The organism is Brevundimonas sp. (assembly GCF_036732845.1).
GTDB lineage: Bacteria > Pseudomonadota > Alphaproteobacteria > Caulobacterales > Caulobacteraceae > Brevundimonas.
On sequence record NZ_DAINBO010000007.1, the window covers coordinates 39735 to 57489 of the forward strand.

General features: G+C 69.3%; 18 protein-coding genes. 11 read left to right on the plus strand and 7 right to left on the minus strand.

The window, feature by feature from the left end; genetic code table 11:
• The first annotated feature begins 18 nt into the window (after positions 1–18).
• The 4 genes from V7D63_RS04140 (at position 19) to V7D63_RS04155 (ending at position 2676) form a co-directional block, all read left to right on the plus strand.
• Positions 19–696, plus strand: a complete 678-nt coding sequence (locus tag V7D63_RS04140; protein WP_333590993.1) for a hypothetical protein — start codon at positions 19–21, stop codon at positions 694–696.
• A complete protein-coding gene (locus V7D63_RS04145; protein WP_333590994.1) occupies positions 696–1118 on the plus strand; it encodes a hypothetical protein in 423 nt (140 codons plus the stop codon). The genes V7D63_RS04140 and V7D63_RS04145 overlap by 1 nt, the downstream gene beginning before the upstream one ends.
• Positions 1119–1221: 103 nt before the next feature.
• The gene (gene ssb / locus V7D63_RS04150) at positions 1222–1692 is read left to right on the plus strand and encodes a single-stranded DNA-binding protein (protein ID WP_333590995.1); all 471 of its coding nucleotides are present in this window, start codon (positions 1222–1224) and stop codon (positions 1690–1692) included.
• A gap of 72 nt (positions 1693–1764) precedes the next feature.
• Positions 1765–2676 (plus strand): DMT family transporter, encoded by a 912-nt coding sequence (locus tag V7D63_RS04155; RefSeq protein WP_333590996.1) that lies wholly within the window; start codon positions 1765–1767, stop codon positions 2674–2676.
• 35 nt (positions 2677–2711) lie between these two features.
• On the opposite strand, the gene V7D63_RS04160 is transcribed toward V7D63_RS04155, so the two are convergent.
• Positions 2712–3278 (minus strand): superoxide dismutase family protein, encoded by a 567-nt coding sequence (locus V7D63_RS04160; RefSeq protein WP_333590997.1) that lies wholly within the window; start codon positions 3276–3278, stop codon positions 2712–2714.
• A gap of 122 nt (positions 3279–3400) precedes the next feature.
• Here V7D63_RS04160 and gyrA point away from each other — a divergent pair, with 122 nt between their 5' ends.
• The 5 genes from gyrA (at position 3401) to V7D63_RS04185 (ending at position 9424) form a co-directional block, all read left to right on the plus strand.
• Entirely contained in the window at positions 3401–6154 is a 2754-nt protein-coding gene (gene gyrA / locus V7D63_RS04165; protein ID WP_333590998.1) for a DNA gyrase subunit A, read from the plus strand.
• A gap of 174 nt (positions 6155–6328) precedes the next feature.
• Entirely contained in the window at positions 6329–7129 is an 801-nt protein-coding gene (locus tag V7D63_RS04170; protein WP_333590999.1) for an aminotransferase class IV, read from the plus strand.
• 75 nt (positions 7130–7204) lie between these two features.
• A complete protein-coding gene (coaD, locus tag V7D63_RS04175; protein ID WP_333591000.1) occupies positions 7205–7693 on the plus strand; it encodes a pantetheine-phosphate adenylyltransferase in 489 nt (162 codons plus the stop codon).
• Positions 7690–8535, plus strand: a complete 846-nt coding sequence (locus tag V7D63_RS04180) for a peptidylprolyl isomerase (RefSeq protein ID WP_333591001.1) — start codon at positions 7690–7692, stop codon at positions 8533–8535. The genes coaD and V7D63_RS04180 overlap by 4 nt, the downstream gene beginning before the upstream one ends.
• Before the next feature lie 10 nt (positions 8536–8545).
• Positions 8546–9424, plus strand: a complete 879-nt coding sequence (locus tag V7D63_RS04185; RefSeq protein WP_333591002.1) for a peptidylprolyl isomerase — start codon at positions 8546–8548, stop codon at positions 9422–9424.
• Here the strand turns inward: V7D63_RS04185 and V7D63_RS04190 are convergent.
• Positions 9391–10506 (minus strand): Ppx/GppA phosphatase family protein, encoded by a 1116-nt coding sequence (locus tag V7D63_RS04190; protein WP_333591003.1) that lies wholly within the window; start codon positions 10504–10506, stop codon positions 9391–9393. The genes V7D63_RS04185 and V7D63_RS04190 overlap by 34 nt on opposite strands.
• Positions 10507–10668: 162 nt before the next feature.
• Here V7D63_RS04190 and hspQ point away from each other — a divergent pair, with 162 nt between their 5' ends.
• Positions 10669–10983 carry a heat shock protein HspQ gene (hspQ, locus tag V7D63_RS04195; protein WP_333591004.1) on the plus strand — a complete coding sequence of 105 codons (315 nt, stop codon included), beginning with the start codon at positions 10669–10671 and terminating at the stop codon, positions 10981–10983.
• A 70-nt stretch (positions 10984–11053) separates the two neighbouring features.
• Positions 11054–11929 (plus strand): phenylalanine 4-monooxygenase, encoded by an 876-nt coding sequence (phhA, locus tag V7D63_RS04200; protein WP_333591005.1) that lies wholly within the window; start codon positions 11054–11056, stop codon positions 11927–11929.
• On the opposite strand, the gene V7D63_RS04205 is transcribed toward phhA, so the two are convergent.
• The 5 genes from V7D63_RS04205 to V7D63_RS04225 all read right to left on the minus strand — a co-directional run bounded on the left by V7D63_RS04205 (position 11926) and on the right by V7D63_RS04225 (position 17741).
• The gene (locus V7D63_RS04205; RefSeq protein ID WP_333591006.1) at positions 11926–12537 is read right to left on the minus strand and encodes a DUF998 domain-containing protein; all 612 of its coding nucleotides are present in this window, start codon (positions 12535–12537) and stop codon (positions 11926–11928) included. The two genes, phhA and V7D63_RS04205, sit on opposite strands and share 4 nt — an antisense overlap.
• Positions 12538–12557: 20 nt before the next feature.
• Positions 12558–13889 carry an N-succinylarginine dihydrolase gene (gene astB, locus V7D63_RS04210; protein WP_333591007.1) on the minus strand — a complete coding sequence of 444 codons (1332 nt, stop codon included), beginning with the start codon at positions 13887–13889 and terminating at the stop codon, positions 12558–12560.
• Positions 13886–15304 carry a succinylglutamate-semialdehyde dehydrogenase gene (gene astD / locus V7D63_RS04215; RefSeq protein WP_333591008.1) on the minus strand — a complete coding sequence of 473 codons (1419 nt, stop codon included), beginning with the start codon at positions 15302–15304 and terminating at the stop codon, positions 13886–13888. The genes astB and astD overlap by 4 nt, the downstream gene beginning before the upstream one ends.
• A 178-nt stretch (positions 15305–15482) precedes the next feature.
• A complete protein-coding gene (locus V7D63_RS04220; protein ID WP_333591009.1) occupies positions 15483–16490 on the minus strand; it encodes an arginine N-succinyltransferase in 1008 nt (335 codons plus the stop codon).
• Positions 16491–17741, minus strand: a complete 1251-nt coding sequence (locus V7D63_RS04225; protein WP_333591010.1) for a hydrolase — start codon at positions 17739–17741, stop codon at positions 16491–16493.
• Positions 17742–17755 lie beyond the last annotated feature (14 nt).

The following is a 17755-nucleotide window of genomic DNA, read 5'->3' on the forward strand; positions in this document are numbered from 1 at the left end:
GCCCCGCACGAGTCCCGAATGGCCGCCTCGAACGACAAACGCATCATCATCGCCGTCGGCGCCGGACTGGCCGTCCTGGCCGCGGTGGTGCTGGCGCTGGTCTTCTCGGGCGGGCGTCAGGGACCGGCCGAGCCGCCGCCGGCGTCCAAGGGCGGCCTGACCGTCGACCTGGCCGACGCCCCCGCGCTGGAGCCGACCCGCCAACTGCGCTGCTTCGTCGAGGGCCAGTATGTCGGCATGGCGACCCTGACCGAATGCGCCCAGCGCAACGGCCTGGCCACGGATGCGCTGGACGTCGGCATAGACGCCACCGGCGCCCTGGCCGCCGCCCCGACCGCCGCCTTCGCCCCGATTCCCGAACTGCCGCCCGCCGCCCTGACCGAGCCGGCCGACGTCGGCCCGCCCGCGACCGCGCCGACCACGCCGGCGGCGACGCCCGCTGTTCCGACCGGGACGGCCTGTCTGCGTCATACCGGTTCGGAATGGCGCGCCCTGTCGGGGAACATGAGCCTGAATCAGTGCGTCCAGGCCCTGTACGCCGGAACCTGCGTCCGTCCGGGCGAGGCCCAGTACGGCCGCTGGGGCGAGCTGACCCTGCGCCTGGTGCCGCGTCGGGTCGAACAATCCAACGACAACAACCGTTTCCGCGCCCTGGCCGAACAGGACCGCAACTGCCAGTTTCCGAGCCTGAATTGATGCGTGCGTTTCTGATCCCCGCCGTCGTCGTCCTGGGCCTGGCCGCGTGCGAGAGCGCGCCCGAAGCGCCGCGTGAGGCGGGCGTCTGCTATTCGGTGCAAACGCCGAAACAGGGCGAGAAGGGCGCGCCCCAATTCCACGTCGTCGCCACCGATCAGCCGCAGATCGAATTCTGCGCCGCGCGGCTGGAGGAGATGCGCCTGCGTTTCCTGCGCATGGGCGGCTCGAACCGCGAGATCATCGGCGCCTATCAGGGCCAATACATCTTCATCGAACGACGCGGCGTCTCCTTCTCCCAGACGCTGGACGGGGTGCGGTTCATGGCTCTGGCGCGCACGGGCGACGGCCGCCTGGCCATCCCCGGCGCCATTCAGCGCGACATCGACGCCGCCTCCGCCGCTCCGGCCGCCCCGGCGGGCTGAGCGGAACAGAACTGGAACATTTCAGCGCCGTCGGCTATGACGGCGTCAACGAACAGCGGGCCGTCCCATCCTCGAGGCGGCTCCAAGAACAAGGAAAACGGCGATGGCTGGCAGCGTCAACAAGGTCATTCTGGTCGGCAATCTGGGCAAGGACCCGGAGATCCGCACCCTGAACAACGGCGACCGGGTCGCCAATCTGTCTCTGGCGACGTCCGAGACCTGGCGCGACAAATCCACCGGCGAGCGCAAGGAAAAGACCGAGTGGCACCGCGTGGTGATCTTCAACGACAACATCGTGAAGGTCGCGGAAAACTATCTGAAGAAGGGTTCGACCGTTTACGTCGAGGGCCAGCTATCGACCCGCAAATACGAACAGAACGGCGTCGAGAAATACACCACCGAGGTGGTGATCCAGCGCTTCGGCGGGCAACTGACTATGCTGGGCGGGCGCGGCGACGGCGGCGGCGCGGGCCGTTCGGACGACGACTATGCCTCGGGCTTCTCGACCGGCGGCGCCAACAAGCCTTCGGGTCCCAAGGAAAGCTACGACCTGAACGACGACATCCCGTTCTGATCGAACAGGGGCGAAACGCCGGGTCACGCAATGTGAGACCCTGACCCGGCGTCGCCGTGCGATAGGCGAGGGGTGACCGACGCCGTTCCCGCCCCCCCGCACAGTCATCGCCTGACCCTGGTCGAGATCGCCGCCATCGCGGCGGTCGTGGTCATCTGGGGCGTCAACAACGCCGCCGCCAAGGTGGCCACCGACACCCTGCCGCCGTTGCTGATGGGGACTCTGCGCTTCGCCGTCGCGGCGGGCTGTCTGGTCGCCTTCGTACGGCCGCCCTTTCCGAACTGGAAGAGCCTGGCGATCATCGTCATCCTGGGCGGGCCGATCCACTATGGATTGATCTATCTGGGGTTTTGGCTGGCGCATGACGTCAGCCCGGTGTCGGTGGCGTCGCAGTTGTGGATTCCGTTCACGGCCCTGTTCGCCTGGCTGATGCTGGGCGAACGGCTGTCGAAATTCGCCATGGTCGGACTGGGGCTGGCGCTTCTGGGGGTCGGCTGGATGTCGCTGGACGCCCACGCCATCCAGGACTGGAAGGCGATTCTGGTCGTCATCGCCGCCTCGGCCGCCTGGGCCGTGACCACGGTGATCGCCCGCCGCACCACCTCCATTCCGCCGCTGAAGATGCAGGGCCTGCTGGCCTGTGTCGCCCTGCCAACGCTCGCACTGGGTTCGGCGATGTTCGAGACCGGCCAGGTCGAGGCCATGCGCCAGGCGACGCCCCTGGTCTGGGCCTGCGTGTTCTGGGCCGGATTCGTCTCCTCGGTGGTCGCCACCACCCTGGTCTTCTGGCTGGTGCAGAAGCGCGAGGCGGGACGGGTGACGCCCTATTTCCTGGCCACGCCGCTCGTGTCGATCCTGATCGGCTGGATGATGGGCGACGTGCTGACCGTCCAGATCCTGACCGGAGCGGCCCTGACCATCGCCGGGGTCGGCGTGGTCTCCCTGGCCGAACGCAACCTCAGGGCCGGTGCGGCCAAGGCATGATCCCTCAAGCCGCCGACAGACGATAGGGGGCGGCGTCAGCCGGCCGCCATCACTCCGCAGGCCACGCGGGCGCCCGCGCCGCCGATCGGCTGGCTGGCGTGATCGTCGGCGGCGGCGTGGATCACCAGGGCCGAGCCGTCCTCGTCCCACAACCACTGGCCGGGACCCGATCGGGCGATGCGGGCGCGGGTGGTGAACAGCTCGGCCTGGACGCGGCCCTGGGCGTCGGCGTGGATGTTGGGCAGGTCGCCGTCGTCGGGTCCGTTCGCGTTCAACAGGCCGTGCGGCGCCTTGGGTTCGCCGTGGTTCACATGGGCACCGGCCGAGGTGAAGGGGGCCGCGCATTCGCCCGTGGCGTGGATGTGCACGCCGTGCCAGCCGGGGGCCAGGCCCTCGGCCTCGATGCGGATCAACAGGCCGGTCGGTCCCTGGGTCAGAACCGCCCGCCCGATGCGCGCGCCCGAGCCGTCGATCAGAGTCGCCTCGCCGAAATCACCCGTCGGCGCCCGTTCCGGGGCGGTGGTGGAATAGTCGTTGGCGGTCACGCTGACGCAGGCGGCGAGCGGCAGGGCGGCCAGGGCGGCGATCAAGGCGGGGCGCATGGAATTTCCTTCCGTTCAGGCGGGTCGAAAAGGCGGGCGTTTCTTTGCTTAACCGGCCCTCGGGTGCTAGAAAACCCGATAGCGGATCACGTTCCGATTCCGGCCGATTTAGCCAGATTTCCTTGACCGACGACATCATTCACAACGCCGCGCCCCCTCCGGGCGGCGGCGCCGACATCGCCCCCATCTCGATCGAGGACGAGCTTCGCCGCTCCTACCTCGACTACGCCATGAGCGTGATCGTCTCGCGCGCCCTGCCGGACGCGCGCGACGGGCTGAAACCCGTGCACCGTCGCATCCTGTATTCGATGCACGACCTGGGCATGGAGCCTAGCCGCGCCTATTCAAAATGCGCCCGCGTGGTCGGTGACGTGCTGGGCCGGTTCCACCCGCATGGCGACGCCTCGGTCTATATGGCCCTGGTGCGCATGGCCCAGCCCTTCTCGATGGGGCTGATGTTGATCGACGGCCAGGGCAATTTCGGCTCGGTCGACGGCGATATGCCGGCCTCGATGCGATACACGGAATCGCGCATGGCCCCGGCGGCCGTGGCCCTGCTGGCCGATATCGACAAGGACACGGTCGATTTCCAACTGAACTACGACGAGAAGGAGCTGGAGCCGGCGGTCCTGCCGGCCCGGATTCCCAATCTGCTGGTCAATGGCGCGGGCGGCATCGCCGTCGGCATGGCCACCAACATCCCGCCCCACAACCTGGGCGAGGTGATCGACGCCTGCCTGGCCCTGCTGGACGATCCCGAGGTCTCGGACGAGACCCTGCTGGACCTGGTGCCGGGTCCCGACTTCCCGACCGGCGGCGAGATCATGGGCCGCACCGGCGCGCGCAACGCCCTGCGCGACGGCCGCGGCTCGGTCATCGTGCGCGGCAAGGCGGCGATCGAGACGATCCGCAAGGATCGCGAAGCCATCGTCATCACCGAACTGCCCTATCAGGTGAACAAGCAGACCCTGATCGAACGCATCGCCGAAATGGTGCGCGAGAAGCGGCTGGAGGGCATCGCCGACGTCCGCGACGAATCCGACCGCCAGGGCATGCGGATGGTCATCGAGCTGAAGCGCGATGCGTCCGGCGACGTCATCCTGAACCAGTTGTTCCGCTACACGGCGCTGCAAAGCTCGTTCGGCGTCAACATGCTGGCGCTGAACCATGGGCGGCCCGAACAGATGGGCCTGCGCGCCCTGGTCCAGGCCTTCCTGGACTTCCGCGAAGAGGTGGTGGTCCGCCGCATCAAGTTCGAGCTGGGCAAGGCGCGTGATCGCGGCCACGTCCTGGTCGGCCTGGCCGTGGCGGTCGCCAATATCGACGAGGTGATCCACATCATCCGCTCCTCGGCCGATCCGACCGAGGCGCGCGAGCGGCTGCAGGCCAAGGCCTGGCCCGTCGGCGACATGATGGCCCTGGTCGAGCTGATCGCCGATCCGCGCAGCGTCGTCATCGACGGCGACAAACTGCGTCTGACCGACGAACAGGCCCGCGCCATCCTGGCCCTGACCCTGTCGCGTCTGACCGGCCTGGGCCGCGACGACATCTTCGGCGAGGCGCGCGGCCTGGCGGACACGATCCAGGGGCATCTGACCCTGCTCAGCGACCGGGCCAACATCCTGGCCGTCATCCGCGCCGAGCTGATCGAGGTGAAGGACCAGTTCGCCGTTCCCCGCCGCACCGTCATCGGCGAGGGCGACGCCGAGATGGAGGATGAAGACCTGATCCCGCGTGAGGACATGGTCGTCACCGTCACCCACGGCGGCTATGTCAAACGCACCAATCTGGCCGCCTATCGGACCCAGCATCGCGGCGGCAAGGGCAAGTCCGGCATGGCGATGAAGGACGAGGACGCCATCGTCGGCGTCTTCTCGGCCTCGACCCACACGCCGGTGCTGTTCTTCGCCACCAACGGCAAGGCCTATAAGCTCAAGGTCTGGAGACTGCCGCTGGGCGCCCCGACCGCGCGCGGCAAGGCCTTCGTCAACCTGCTGCCGATCGAGCCGGGCGACAGCATCATGAACGTCCTGCCGCTGCCCGAGGACGAGGCGGCGTGGGGCGACTACGACATCATGTTCGCCACCCAGTCGGGCGACGTGCGCCGCAACAAGCTGTCGGACTTCGCCACGGTGAACCGCGCCGGCAAGATCGCCATGAAGCTGGAGGACGGCGACCACATGGTCGGCGTCGCCCTGTGCACCGGCGAGGACGACGTGCTGCTGACCACCGCGCTCGGCCGCGCCATCCGCTTCAAGGCCGATGACGTGCGGGTGTTCAAGGGCCGGGACTCCACCGGCGTGCGCGGCATCCGCCTGGCGCCGGGCGACGAGGTCATCTCCATGGCCGTCCTGGGCCGCGTCGATGCGACGCCTGAGGAACGCGCCGCCTACGTCAAACACGCCAACGCCATGCGCAAGGCGGCGGGCGACGAGGACGATACGCCGGTCGAGACCGATGGCGACGAAGAGGTCGGCGACGCGGCCCTGTCGTTGGAGCGCATCGCCGAACTGGGCGCGGCGGAGCAGTTCATCCTGACCATCACCGACACCGGCTTCGGCAAACGCTCGTCGGCCTATGAGTATCGCCGCACCGGCCGGGGCGGGCAGGGGCTGACGGCCCACGGCCTGGGCGGCCGCGCGGGCAACCGCCTGGCCGCGACCTTCCCGGTCGAGGAAGGCGACGACCTGCTGCTGGTCACCGACGGCGGCCAGATGATCCGCACCCCGGTCGGCCAGATCCGCATCGTCGGCCGCGCCAGCCAGGGCGTCACCGTCTTCCGCACCGCCGAGGGCGAGAAGGTGGTCTCGGTCGAACGCCTGGCCGACGCGGGCGGAGATGAGGGCGAAGACACGGGTGAAGGCGAAGGTTCCTGATCCCTCTCCCGTTGGGAGAGGGCTTGAGCGCACGGCGCCGCAGCCGTCGTCCTTGCGCGAAAGGGTGAGGGGCGACTGGCGGGTGATGATCGGCGACATCCGACCCTCGCCCTTTCGGCTGGCGCATCGCTACGCTCCGCGAGCCTCAAGCCCTCTCCCAAAGGGAGAGGGGGGATGAGCGCGCCCCTCTTCATCGACGGCGTCCCCGCCACGGCCGAGGACCTGGCCCATCCAGCCCTGGTCAACTACGGCGCCTACACCTCGTTCGCGGTCCAGGGCGGCGGTGTGCGGGGGCTGGACCGGCACCTGGCCCGTCTGCGCGACGCCGCGCTGGAACTGTTCGGCGAAGCGGTCGATGACGACCAGGCCCGCGCCTGGATGCGCCAGGCCCTGGACGGCCGTTCCGACGCCTGGATGCGGGTCGGTCTGTTCGCGCCCGAGATCGGCGTGCGCACGCCCGACTGGATCGGCCGCCCCCGCATGACGGTCGGGGTCTTCGCGCCCGCATCGCCTCTGGCCGAGCGGCCCTTGCGTCTTCAGCCCCAGACCTATGCCCGCGAGGCGCCGCATCTGAAACACGTCGCCACTTTCGGCCTGATCCGGGCGCGGCGGGCGGCGCGGGCGGCGGGGTTCGACGACGCCCTGTTCATCGGCGCCGACGGGCGAATCTCCGAAGCTAGCGTGTCCAACATCGGCTTTCTGTCCGGCGACCGGGTGATCTGGCCCCAGGCGCCGATGCTGGCGGGCGTGTCCCAGGCCCTGATCGCCGACCATCTCATGGCCGCGGGCCTTGCTCAGGAGACTCGGCCGGTGACCCTGACGGACCTGGCGGTTTTCGACGCCGCCTTCATCACCAACAGCGCCACCCCCGCCTGTGCGGTCGCCTCGATCGGGGATCAGGCCTTTGCGACGTCCACCGAGCGGATCGACGCGCTGGTCTCGGCCTGGACCGCCGCGCCGGTCCAGCCGATCTGAACGCGACCCCGCCGCGCCCCGACTAGGCCCGGTCGGAACGGGCTGCTAATCAAGGGGCGAACGGGGGGACACGCCATGCGCATCGGCTTGTATCCGGGCACTTTCGACCCGGTCACCAACGGCCATATGGACATCATCGGCCGGGCGGTGAAACTGGTCGATCGGCTGGTCATCGGCGTGGCGCGCAATGACGACAAGGGTCCCTTGTTCACCACCGACGAACGGGTCGTAATGGTGCGCGAGGCGGTGGCCGGCATGAAGGCCGACATCGTGGTCCAGCCCTTCGACACCTTGTTGATGCATTTCGCCGAGAAGCTGGACGCGTCGGTGATCGTGCGCGGCCTGCGGGCGGTGGCCGACTTTGAATATGAGTTCCAGATGACGGCGATGAACCAGCGCCTGAACAGCCGGATCGAGACCGTCTTTCTGATGGCCGACCCGCGTCACCAGGCCATCGCCAGCCGTCTGGTCAAGGAGATCGCCCGGCTGGACGGCGCGATCGACAGTTTCGTCAGCCCGGCGGTCGCCGCCCAGGTGCTGGCCAAGGTCAAGGAAAACCGATGAGTCCGCGTGTTTCGTTTCTGGCTTCCGCCGTCCTGGCCCTGTCGGCGGGCGTCGCCTCGGCCCAGGCGGTCTCTGAGTGGCGCACCGTCGCGCCCGAGAATCTGCTGATCATCGACACGGCTCACGGCCGCATCCTGGCCGAACTGTCGCCCGCCCAGGCGCCGCGCCATGTCGAGCGTATCCGCGCCCTGGCCGATCAAGGCTTCTATGACGGGCTGAAATTCCATCGGGTCATCGAAGGGTTCATGGCCCAGACCGGCGATCCGCAAGGCACGGGGCAGGGCGGCAGCGACCTGCCCGACGTGGCCGGCGAATTCACCTTCCGTCGTCCGCCCGGCGGCGGCTTCGTCTCGGTCGGTCCCAATCCGACCGGCGGGCAGATGGGCCTGTTGGGTTCCATGACCGTCCAGACCCAGCCGGACGCCCAGGCCATGGTCAACGCCGACTTCAAGGTGCCGGGCGTCGGCCTGTTCTGCCCCGGAACCCTGGGCATGGCCCGCGCCGCCAATCCCGACAGCGCCAACAGCCAGTTCTTCATCATGACGGGCCGCAAGGACGATTTGAACGGCGGCTACACCGCCTTCGGCCGCGTGATCCTGGGCATGGAGGCGGTGCGCGCGCTCAAGGCGGGCCGCCCCGAGGCCGACGGCCAGGTTCAGGGCGATCCCGACGTCATGACCCGCGTCCGCATGGCGTCCAGCCTGCCCGAGAGCGAACGCCCGGCCGTGCGGGTGATGGATGTCCGCTCGCCCGCCTTCGCCGCCCTGCTGGAACGGACCCGCGCGGCGCGCGGCGGCGCCTTCAACGTCTGCGACATCGAACTGCCCGCCCAGGGCGGCTGAGGAGAGCGCCATGATCCGTCCCGCCCTGATCGCCGCGCTTTCGCTTCTGGCCGCCGCGCCCGCCCTGGCCCAGGAGACGCCCGCGCCGGCCGCCGCCGCAGCCTCGGAATGGCGGGCCGTGGCGCCCGAGAACCTGTTGGTCATCGACACCACCAAGGGCCGCATCCTGGTCGAGCTGGCGCCGCTGGCCGCGCCCAAACACGTCGAACGCATCCGCATGCTGGCCCAGCGCGGCTTTTATGACGGCATCGTCTGGCACCGGGTGATCGACTGGTTCATGGCCCAGACCGGCGACCCCCTGGGCACCGGCGACGGTCAAAGCCCTTATCCCGACCTGGAGGCCGAGTTCACCTTCCGCCGCGACGGGACCATGGGCTTCGTCCCGGTCGCCCGGCCGATGGGAAGCGAGGTCGGCTTCATCAACAGCCTGCCGGTTCAGACCCAGCCCGACGCGGCCATGGCCGTGACCGGCGACGGCAAGGTGCACGGTTGGGGCCTGTATTGCCCCGGCGTGGCGGGCATGGCGCGCGGCGAGGCCAACGACAGCGCCAACAGCCAGTTCTTCTTCATGCGCCAGGCTTATCCGGCGTTGGAGAAACGCTACACCGTCTGGGGCGCGGTGGTGTCGGGGCTGGACGTGGTCCGCGCCATCAAGGTCGGCGACGGCGAAAACGGCGCGGTGACGTCAGAGCCGGATCGCATGACCCGTGTCCGTGTGGCCGCCGACCTGCCCGAGGCGGAACGGCCCGTGGTCCAGGTGCTGGATGTGCGCTCTCCCACCTTCGGAACCCTGGTCGAGAGCGCGCGTCGGGCGCGCGGGGCCGACTTCTCGGCCTGCGACGTCCAACTGCCGGTTCAGGTCTCGGGCGCGCCGGCGCCGTCGGCCTGACGGGAGCCGCCGCCGCGACGGCGACGCCGTTTGGGCCTGCGGTCCTGCTTCATCCGTTGCAGCAACAGGCCCTCGCGCAGGCCACGGTCGGCGACCCGCACCCGTTCGCACGGCCAGAGCCGCTGCACCGCCTCCAGGATCGCGGCGCCCGCCAGCACCAGATCGGCGCGATCCGGCCCGATGCACGGTTCGGCGGCGCGCCCCTTCGGTCCCAGAGCCATCAGCCGGTCGGCGGCGTCGCGGCACTGGCCGCTGGTCATCCACAGGCCGTCGACCAGGTCGCGCTGATAGCGGCGCAGGCCCAGATGGATGCCCGCCAGGCTGGTGATCGCGCCCGAGGTGCCCACCAGATGCGCCCTGCCGTCGTCGAACAGGCCGCGCATGTCGGCGTCATCGATCCCGCCCGCCCGGACGGCGGCGGCCATGTCGGCGACCATGGCCTCGTACCAGTCCGGGCCCGACGGGTCCGGTTCCGGGTGCCGCTCAGCCAGGGTCACCACGCCCAGCGGCGCCGACATCCAGGCGACGGTGCGGAACCCCCCGCCCTCGCGCTTTAGCCACGACATCTCGGTGGAGCCGCCGCCGACGTCGATGACCAGAACGGCCTCGGTCCTGGGGTCGAACAGATTCAGGCAGCCCTGGACCGCCAGCCGCGCCTCCTCCTTGGGGTCGATGACGCGCAGGTTCAGCCCGGTGCCCTTTCGCACCCGCTCGATGAAGGCGGTCCCGTTGTCGGCGGCGCGGCAGGCCTGGGTGGCGACGGCGCTGATGCGGGCGCCGGTCAGGCCGCGTCGGGCCAGGCGTTCGGCGCATTGGGCCAGGGCCTCATAGGCGCGGTCCATGGCCGCCGGGTCCAGGCGGCCCGTGCGCGACAGGCCTTCGCCCAGGCGCACGATGCGGCTGAAGGAATCGACCACTCGAAAGCCCTCGCGCGACGGGCGCGCGATCAGCAGACGGCAGTTGTTGGTCCCGAGATCGAGGGCGCCGTACAGGGGGCCGTCGCGTCCCGACGGTCTCGACCTGGGCGCTCCGCCTCTGGACCGGTCGTCGCGCCTCAGGGACGCGCCGGCGGTGTCCGGCATGGCCGAGCTGTTTGATGTGGGCGGTCCAAAGCGGCGCCCGTCGGAACCACCCTAGACTGTGGTTCGTGCTCGAAACAAGCGCCATGGATCGGTCACATGGCTGTCGCTTGGATGAACGGCGTCATCGGATCAGGCTCAGCCGCCGCCGCCTAGGGTCGGCGCATGACCCAGCCCCTGTCCGCCAAATTCAGCCTCGGCCAGATCGTGCGTCACCGCGACGCCGCCTTTCGCGGCGTGGTGATGGACGTCGATCCCAGCTATGCGGGCGATCCGGCCGCGCCGGGACCGGACAAACCGGCCCAGCCCTTCTATCGCGTCTTCGTCATGGGGACCGAGGGCGGCTTCCTGGCCTATGCGGCCGAAGAGGTGCTGGAATACGATCCCGACGTCATGCCCCTGTCCCAGGCGGACCAGCACCGCTGGTTCACCATCGACGCCCAGGGACGCCATGCGCCGAAATCGCAGCCGATCCACTGATGACGACCCCGCCCCGCACGCGTTAGACTAGGCGAAAGGCCGCCAGAGCCGGAATGCGTGAGAGTCCGTCATGTCCGATTTTGAACACGTCTTTGAACAGCCGCCGCAAGGCGCCGCGGCTGACTGGACCATCCCCCAGAACTGGCGCGCCTACACCGAGGTCGAACACAAGACCTGGGACACGCTGTACGCCCGGCAGATGAAGATCCTGCCCGGCCGCGCCGCCGACGCCTTCTTCAAGGGCTTGGACGCGCTGGACCTGAACACCGGCGGCATTCCCGACTTCGCGGTGATGAATCCCAAGCTGCAGGCCCTGACCGGCTGGACCGTCGTCTGCGTGCCGGGCCTGGTGCCGGACGAGGTCTTCTTCGACCATCTGGCCAACCGTCGCTTCGTCTCGGGTCAGTTCATCCGTCGCCCGGACCAGTTGGACTATCTGCAAGAGCCGGACATCTTCCACGATGTCTTCGGCCATGTGCCGATGCTGACCGATCCCGACTTCGCCGCCTATATGGAGGCCTACGGCAAGGGCGGACAGCGGGCCGTCTCGCTGGGCATGTTGCAGAACCTGGCGCGGCTGTACTGGTACACGGTCGAGTTCGGCCTGGTGCGCGAGAACGACCAGTTGCGCATCTACGGCGCGGGCATCGTGTCGTCGGCGACCGAGAGCGTCTTCTCGCTGGAGGACCCGTCGCCGAACCGGTTGGGCTTTGATCTGGAGCGGGTGATGCGGACCCTGTACCGCATCGACGACTTCCAACAGGTCTATTTCGTCATCGATTCGATCGAACAGTTGAAGCGCGAGACGCTGAAGGACTTCGGCCCGATCTACGACCGTCTGAAGGGCGCCGAAGACATCGCCATCGAAGCGGTCCTGCCGACAGACGCGGTCTTCACGCACGGCACCCAGGCCTATGCCGCCAAGGGCGGACGTTTCGCGGCCTAACCCGCGCGCCTCATATCCCGCACCAGGGCCAGGATGACGCCGACGGCGAACAAGGCCAGGCCCAGTTCGACCACCCGCTGGGCCGCGCCGCGCCATTCAAAGGCGGGGTGAATGAAGCCGATGGCGAGGATGGCGGGTACGGCGCAGGCCATGCCCAGGGGGAACAGATAGCGGTGGCGGGACCAGCGGCGGGCCGACAGGGCGATCAGGAAGACCCCCGCCACGCCGCACAGATAGCCGACGCCGCTCAGGGCGTCATGCAGCGTCGCCGTCGGGCTGTGATCGATGAACGCGCATTCAAAGTCGCAGGGAAAGACCCCGCCGAACATCAGGCCCAGACCGTTCAGCGCGCTGAGACCGAAACCGATGACGGCCAGCGGCGTCCGGGGCAACTGGGTCATCGCCGACAGCCAGAACAGGGCGAGCAACGTGCCCGAAGCGATGAAGGCCAGGCTGACCAGGCGGCTGGTGACCGCCCCGTTCGCGCCCAGTTCGCTGATGAACTGCGTCAGGTGGTCATAGTCCGCATAGACCAAGCCGCCGACCACGGTGGCCGTCGCCAGGATGACCAGACTGGCCGCCCCGCAGATGATGCTCAGTCGTCTCATGTCGCCCCTCGGGCTTTGGATCAGTCCCTCTGGAACGGATAGAAGCCCGAGCCGAGGCCCAGGATGGCGGTCAGTTCGTCCAGCGCGCCCCGCGTCTCGTCCAGCAGGGCCGGATCGGCCAGGTCGCGCGCGGTCAGGCTGTCGCGATACCAGCGCAAGGCCCAGACGCTGAGCGCGCCGTGCAGTTCGTCGGTCAGACGCATGGCCGGGTTCACCGCCGCCAGTTCGTCGTCGGTCAGCACCACGCGCAGGCGCAGACAGGCCGGGCCGCCGCCGTTGCGCATCGACTGGCGCACATCGACGTAATCGACATGGCCGATCGGGCCGTTGGAGGCTGCCAGGCCTTGCGCGACCGCATGGCTGCGCGGGTTGTCGCGCGTCTCGGTCGGGCAGATCAGGGTCAGTCGGTCCCGGCCGGGGATCGACACCAGCATGGAGTTGAACAGATAGCTGGAGATGGCGTCGGCCAGGGGCAGGTCGGCGGTCGAGACCTCGACGAAGCGCGGCTCGAACCCCTGGGCGGCGCGGCGGATGTCGGCCTGGACCGCCGCCGTGTCCTCGAAGGCCAGTTCGTGGTGGAACAGGGTGTCCAGCGCCCCGACGCAGACCACGTCGTTATGGAAGGTCCCCCCGGCGATGGCCGCGCGCGACTGGCGCGCCAGCACCGCGCCGCTGGCGCCGTGACGGCGGGCCAGGGCTTCCGAAGCTTCGCGCGTCTGACGGGCCGGATAGGGACCGTCCCAATGCTCCCAGGCCTCGCGGCCCCAAACCAGCAGATTGACGCCTGGCGACCCGTGATCGGCGCACAGCCGCACGTGATTGGCCGCGCCCTCGTCAGCCAGGTGGGCGACGGACGGCAGGGCGTCATGGACGGCGAAACGGGCCGGATCGGGAAACAGGGCGTCCAGCGCGCGCTTGGTCTGGGCGTGCTCCAGGCTGCGGTGCAGGTTGGTGATCAGGTTCGCCGGGGTGAAGTGCGCGCGGCCGTCGGCGGCGTCGGCCGATGGCGTCACCGTCGCGGCGTTGGCGGCCCACATGGGCGAGGCCGAACAGGCGGCGGCGGCGAAGGACGGCGCGTCCTTCCACGCCTGCTCCAGCACCTGGGCGTCCGTGCCGGAAAAGCCCAGCGCGCGCAGGAAGGGGATGTCCGGCCGCTCGTGCGGCGGCAGCACGAACTGGGGCAGGCCCAGGTCGGCCAGACGCTTCATCTTGTCCAGGCCCTGCAACACCGCCGCGCGCGGGTTGGACGCCTCGCCCTTGTTCAGGCTGGAGGCCAGATTGCCCGGCGACAGACCGGCGTAGGAATGTGTCGGCCCGATCAGGCCGTCGGCGTTGGCCTCGACGGCGCTCACGCCAGCAGTCCCTTGATCTCGCCGGTGATGTTCTGGACCGATCCGGCCTCGAAACTGGCGACCGGATAGGCGCAATAGTCGGCGGCGTAATAGGCGCTGGGCCGGTGGTTGCCGCTGGCGCCCAGGCCGCCGAAGGGCATGTCGCCCGCCGCCCCGGTGGTCGGGCGGTTGAAATTGACCACCCCGGCGCGGATGCGGCGGATGAAACGGTCCCAGTTCTTCGGATCGTCGCTGACCAGGCCCGCCGACAGGCCGTAGCGGGTGGCGTTGGCGGCTTCGACGGCGGCGTCGAACGATCCGACGCGGGTGACCGACAGGAAGGGGGCGAAGATCTCTTCGTCGGGCACATCGACGCCGGTGACGTCGATGACGGCCGGTCCCACGAAGGCGCCGGGCAGATTGCCGACCGGGCCAGAGGCGCGGATGACCTTGGCGCCCAGGTCGATGCGGTCTTGCAGGGCCTTCAGCGCGCCCTTGGCCGCCGTCTCCGAGATCAGAGGCCCGGCGTAAGGCTCGGGATCGCTGTTCCAGGGGGCGAAATTCAAACGGTCGGCCAGAGCGACGACGGCCTGGATGATCGCATCGCCGCGCGGTCCCTCGGGCAGGATCAGGCGCCGTGCGCAGGAACAGCGCTGGCCGGTGGTGATGAAGGCGGATTGCACCACCAGGGTCGCCACGGCCTCGGCGTCGGCGGCGTCCCACACCACCAGCGGATTGTTGCCGCCCAGCTCCAGCGCCAGGATGACGTGCGGATCGTCGGCGAATTTGCGCCGGAAATGCGCGCCCGCCGCGCCCGAGCCGGTGAACATCAGGGCGTCGATGCCCGCATCCAGCAGGGCCGCGCCCGTGTCGCGCCCGCCCTGAACCACATTGACCACGCCGCGGGGCAGATCGGCGGCGGCGAAGGCCTCGGCCATGGCCTGACCGACGGCGGGGGTTTCCTCCGACGGCTTGAACACCACGGTGTCGCCCGCCAGCAGGGCCGGAACGATGTGGCCGTTAGGCAGATGGCCGGGGAAGTTGAAGGGTCCCAGCACCGCCGCCACCCCATGCGGGCGATGGCGCAGGGCGGCGCGGCCGAAGGCGGTGTCGGCCTGGCGTTCGCCGGTGCGCTCGTCATAGGCGCGGATCGAGATGTCGACCTTGCCGACCATGGCGGCGACCTCGGTCTTGGTCTCCCACAGGGCCTTGCCGGTCTCGCGGCTGATGGTCTCGGCGATGGTTTCCGATCGATCCTTCAGCACTGACTGATAGCGTTTGACGGCGTCGATCCGTTCGGCGCGCGGGCGGTCGGCCCAGTCGGGGAAGGCGGCGCGGGCGGCGCCGGCGGCGGCCTGGACCTGAGCGGGCGAGGCGGCGTCGCCTTCCCAGACGGTTTCGCCGGTGGCGGGGTCGGTTGAAGCAAAGCTGGTCATGCAAAAACTCCCCTTCCCCCCTTGCGGGGGAAGGTGGCTCGCAGAGCGAGACGGATGGGGGGACTGTCAGATTTCAGGCTGAGGGTTTGACGATGAGCGGGCGGAACCAGCCCCCCCATCCGAGCGCCTCCGGCGCCCACCTTCCCCCGCAAGGGGGGAAGGGAAGGGTGCGCGCCTTTCATGACTTCACCCGCACCGTGTCGCCGGGCCGCACCTTCAGGGCGTCGGCGGTCTCGCGCGACAGGATGGCGACGTCCCCGTCGATCTGGGCCTTCTGGCGCACGGCGCGGAAACCCGAGACGGCGGCGGTCGAGATCAGGGCGGGCAATTCGGTCTCGACCTCGTCGGCCAGGGCGACGGTCATCGGGCGCGCGTCGCGGACGGTGCGGATGTTGTCGCGGCCGCAGGTGACGGTGGGACCGGCGTCGAAGATGTCGATCAGGCCGTTGGGCCGGAAGCCTTCGCTTTCCAGCAGGGCCATGGCCGGCACCCCTTGCGGATGCACCTTGCCGATCACGGCGCGGGCGGGTTCAGGCAGCAGCTCGACATAGATCGGGTGGCGCGGGGCCAGGTCCAGGATGAACTGTTTGTCGGTCGAGCCGGTCATCATGTCGGCATGGTCGAAGTCCATCGGGAAGAATTTGTGCGCCACATGGTCCCAGAAGGGGCAGGCGCCGTCGGGGGTGAAGACGCCGCGCAGTTCGGCCAGAACCGTGTCGGCGAACAGGTCCGGCTCGGCCCCGATCAGCATGTAGCGCGACTGGCTGAGCAGGCGGCCCGCGCCGCCCCTCCTGCGGTCGGCCTTCAGGAACAGAGAGCCGACCTCGGACCAGCCGGTGCATTCATTGACTAGCACCAGCGTCTGATGATCCAGCTTCAGCCCCAGCGACGGCGACTGGGCCGCGTTGCTGACGATGCGGAACGAGAAGAAGGGCCGCTTCAGCCCCACGGCCGCCTTGACCGAGCCGATGCCGTCGACGTCGCCGGTGTCGGTCTCTTCCAGCATCAGGGTGTACCAGCGCTCGGGCGCGGGAACCTTGCCGCCGAAGCTGTCACGGCTCAGGTCCAGGCGTTCGGCCAGTTGATCCGGGTCTTCCGGCAGGCTGGTGAAGCCGGGACCGGACAGGATGGCCAGCTCCAGCAGATGATCCAGGTCGGCGGGACCGGCGGGACGAACGACAAGCATTTACAGGGACTCCAGACGCAGGGCCTTCAGCCGCGCCGCGTCGATCTCGCCCGAGGCGATCTTGCACAGGATCAGGGCCGACAGCCGGGCGCGTTCGGCGAAGCTGGCGGGCCAGGCGTATTCCTGGTCCGAATGGATGTCGCCGCCGATGACCCCCAGGGTGTCGATATTGGGCAGGCCCGCGGCGTGCAGATTATTGCCCTCGCACACCCCGCCCGACGACTTCCAGGCGATGGACTGGTTCAGCAGCACGCCCGCGCGGCGCACGGCCTCGAACAGTTCTGTCTGGGCCGCGTCCATCGGCTTGGGCGGACGAGTGAAGCCGCCGTGCAGATGCAGCGACAGCCCCTCGAACGGCGGCGTGGCGACCAGGCGGTCGATCTGTTCGACGATCCAGTCCGACGCGGCTTGATCCGGCACGCGCACGTTCCAACGCACCACGGCGTTGTCGGCGACGACGTTCAGCGGGCCGCCGCCCGAGATCTTGGCGACATTGACGCTGACGCCCTCCCTCTGGCCGTTCAGCGCGTGCAGGGCGGCGGCGATCATGGCCGCGCCGGCGATGGCGTTGCGCCCCTCGTCGAAGGCGCGTCCGGCGTGGGCGGCCTTGCCGGTGACGGTCAGGTGGAAGTTTCCGCTGCCCTTGCGGGCGCCCGCAAGGGTGCCGTCGGGCAGGGACGGTTCATAGGTCAGGCCGACATGGCCGCGCGCGCCCAGTTCGGCCAGCAGCGGCGCCGAGGCGGGCGAGCCGATCTCTTCGTCGGGGCTGAGCAGCACGGTCCAGCCGACGCGGTGGCGCTCCGGGTGGGTCTCGAACGCCTCCAGCGCGCCCAGCAGCACGCTGATCCCGCCCTTCATGTCGGCGATCCCAGGGCCGTTCAGGGCGCCGTCAGGCCGCGTGACCACGCGCTGGAACGCGCTCTCGACCGGGAAGACGGTGTCATAATGACCGGTCAGCACGACCTGGATCGGCGCCTCGGGCCGGGCGGTGATCTTCAGGGCGTCGGCGTGGGCTTCGGCGCGCACCGAGCCGTCGTCGGCGACGGTGGTCGATCCGGCGGTGGGAATGCGCTCGACCACGGCGGGCAGAGTCTTGGCCTGGGTCTCCAGCAGGTCCAGCACCCGGTTCAGACCCTGGCCGTTCTTGCTGCCGGAGTTGACCTCGGCCCAGGCGACGGCGCGCGCCGTCAAGGCGTCGGCCCGCGCCGCGACATGGTCGAGCACGGCCTGGTCTGCTTCGAGAATCCGCATCGGCGCGGACCCTA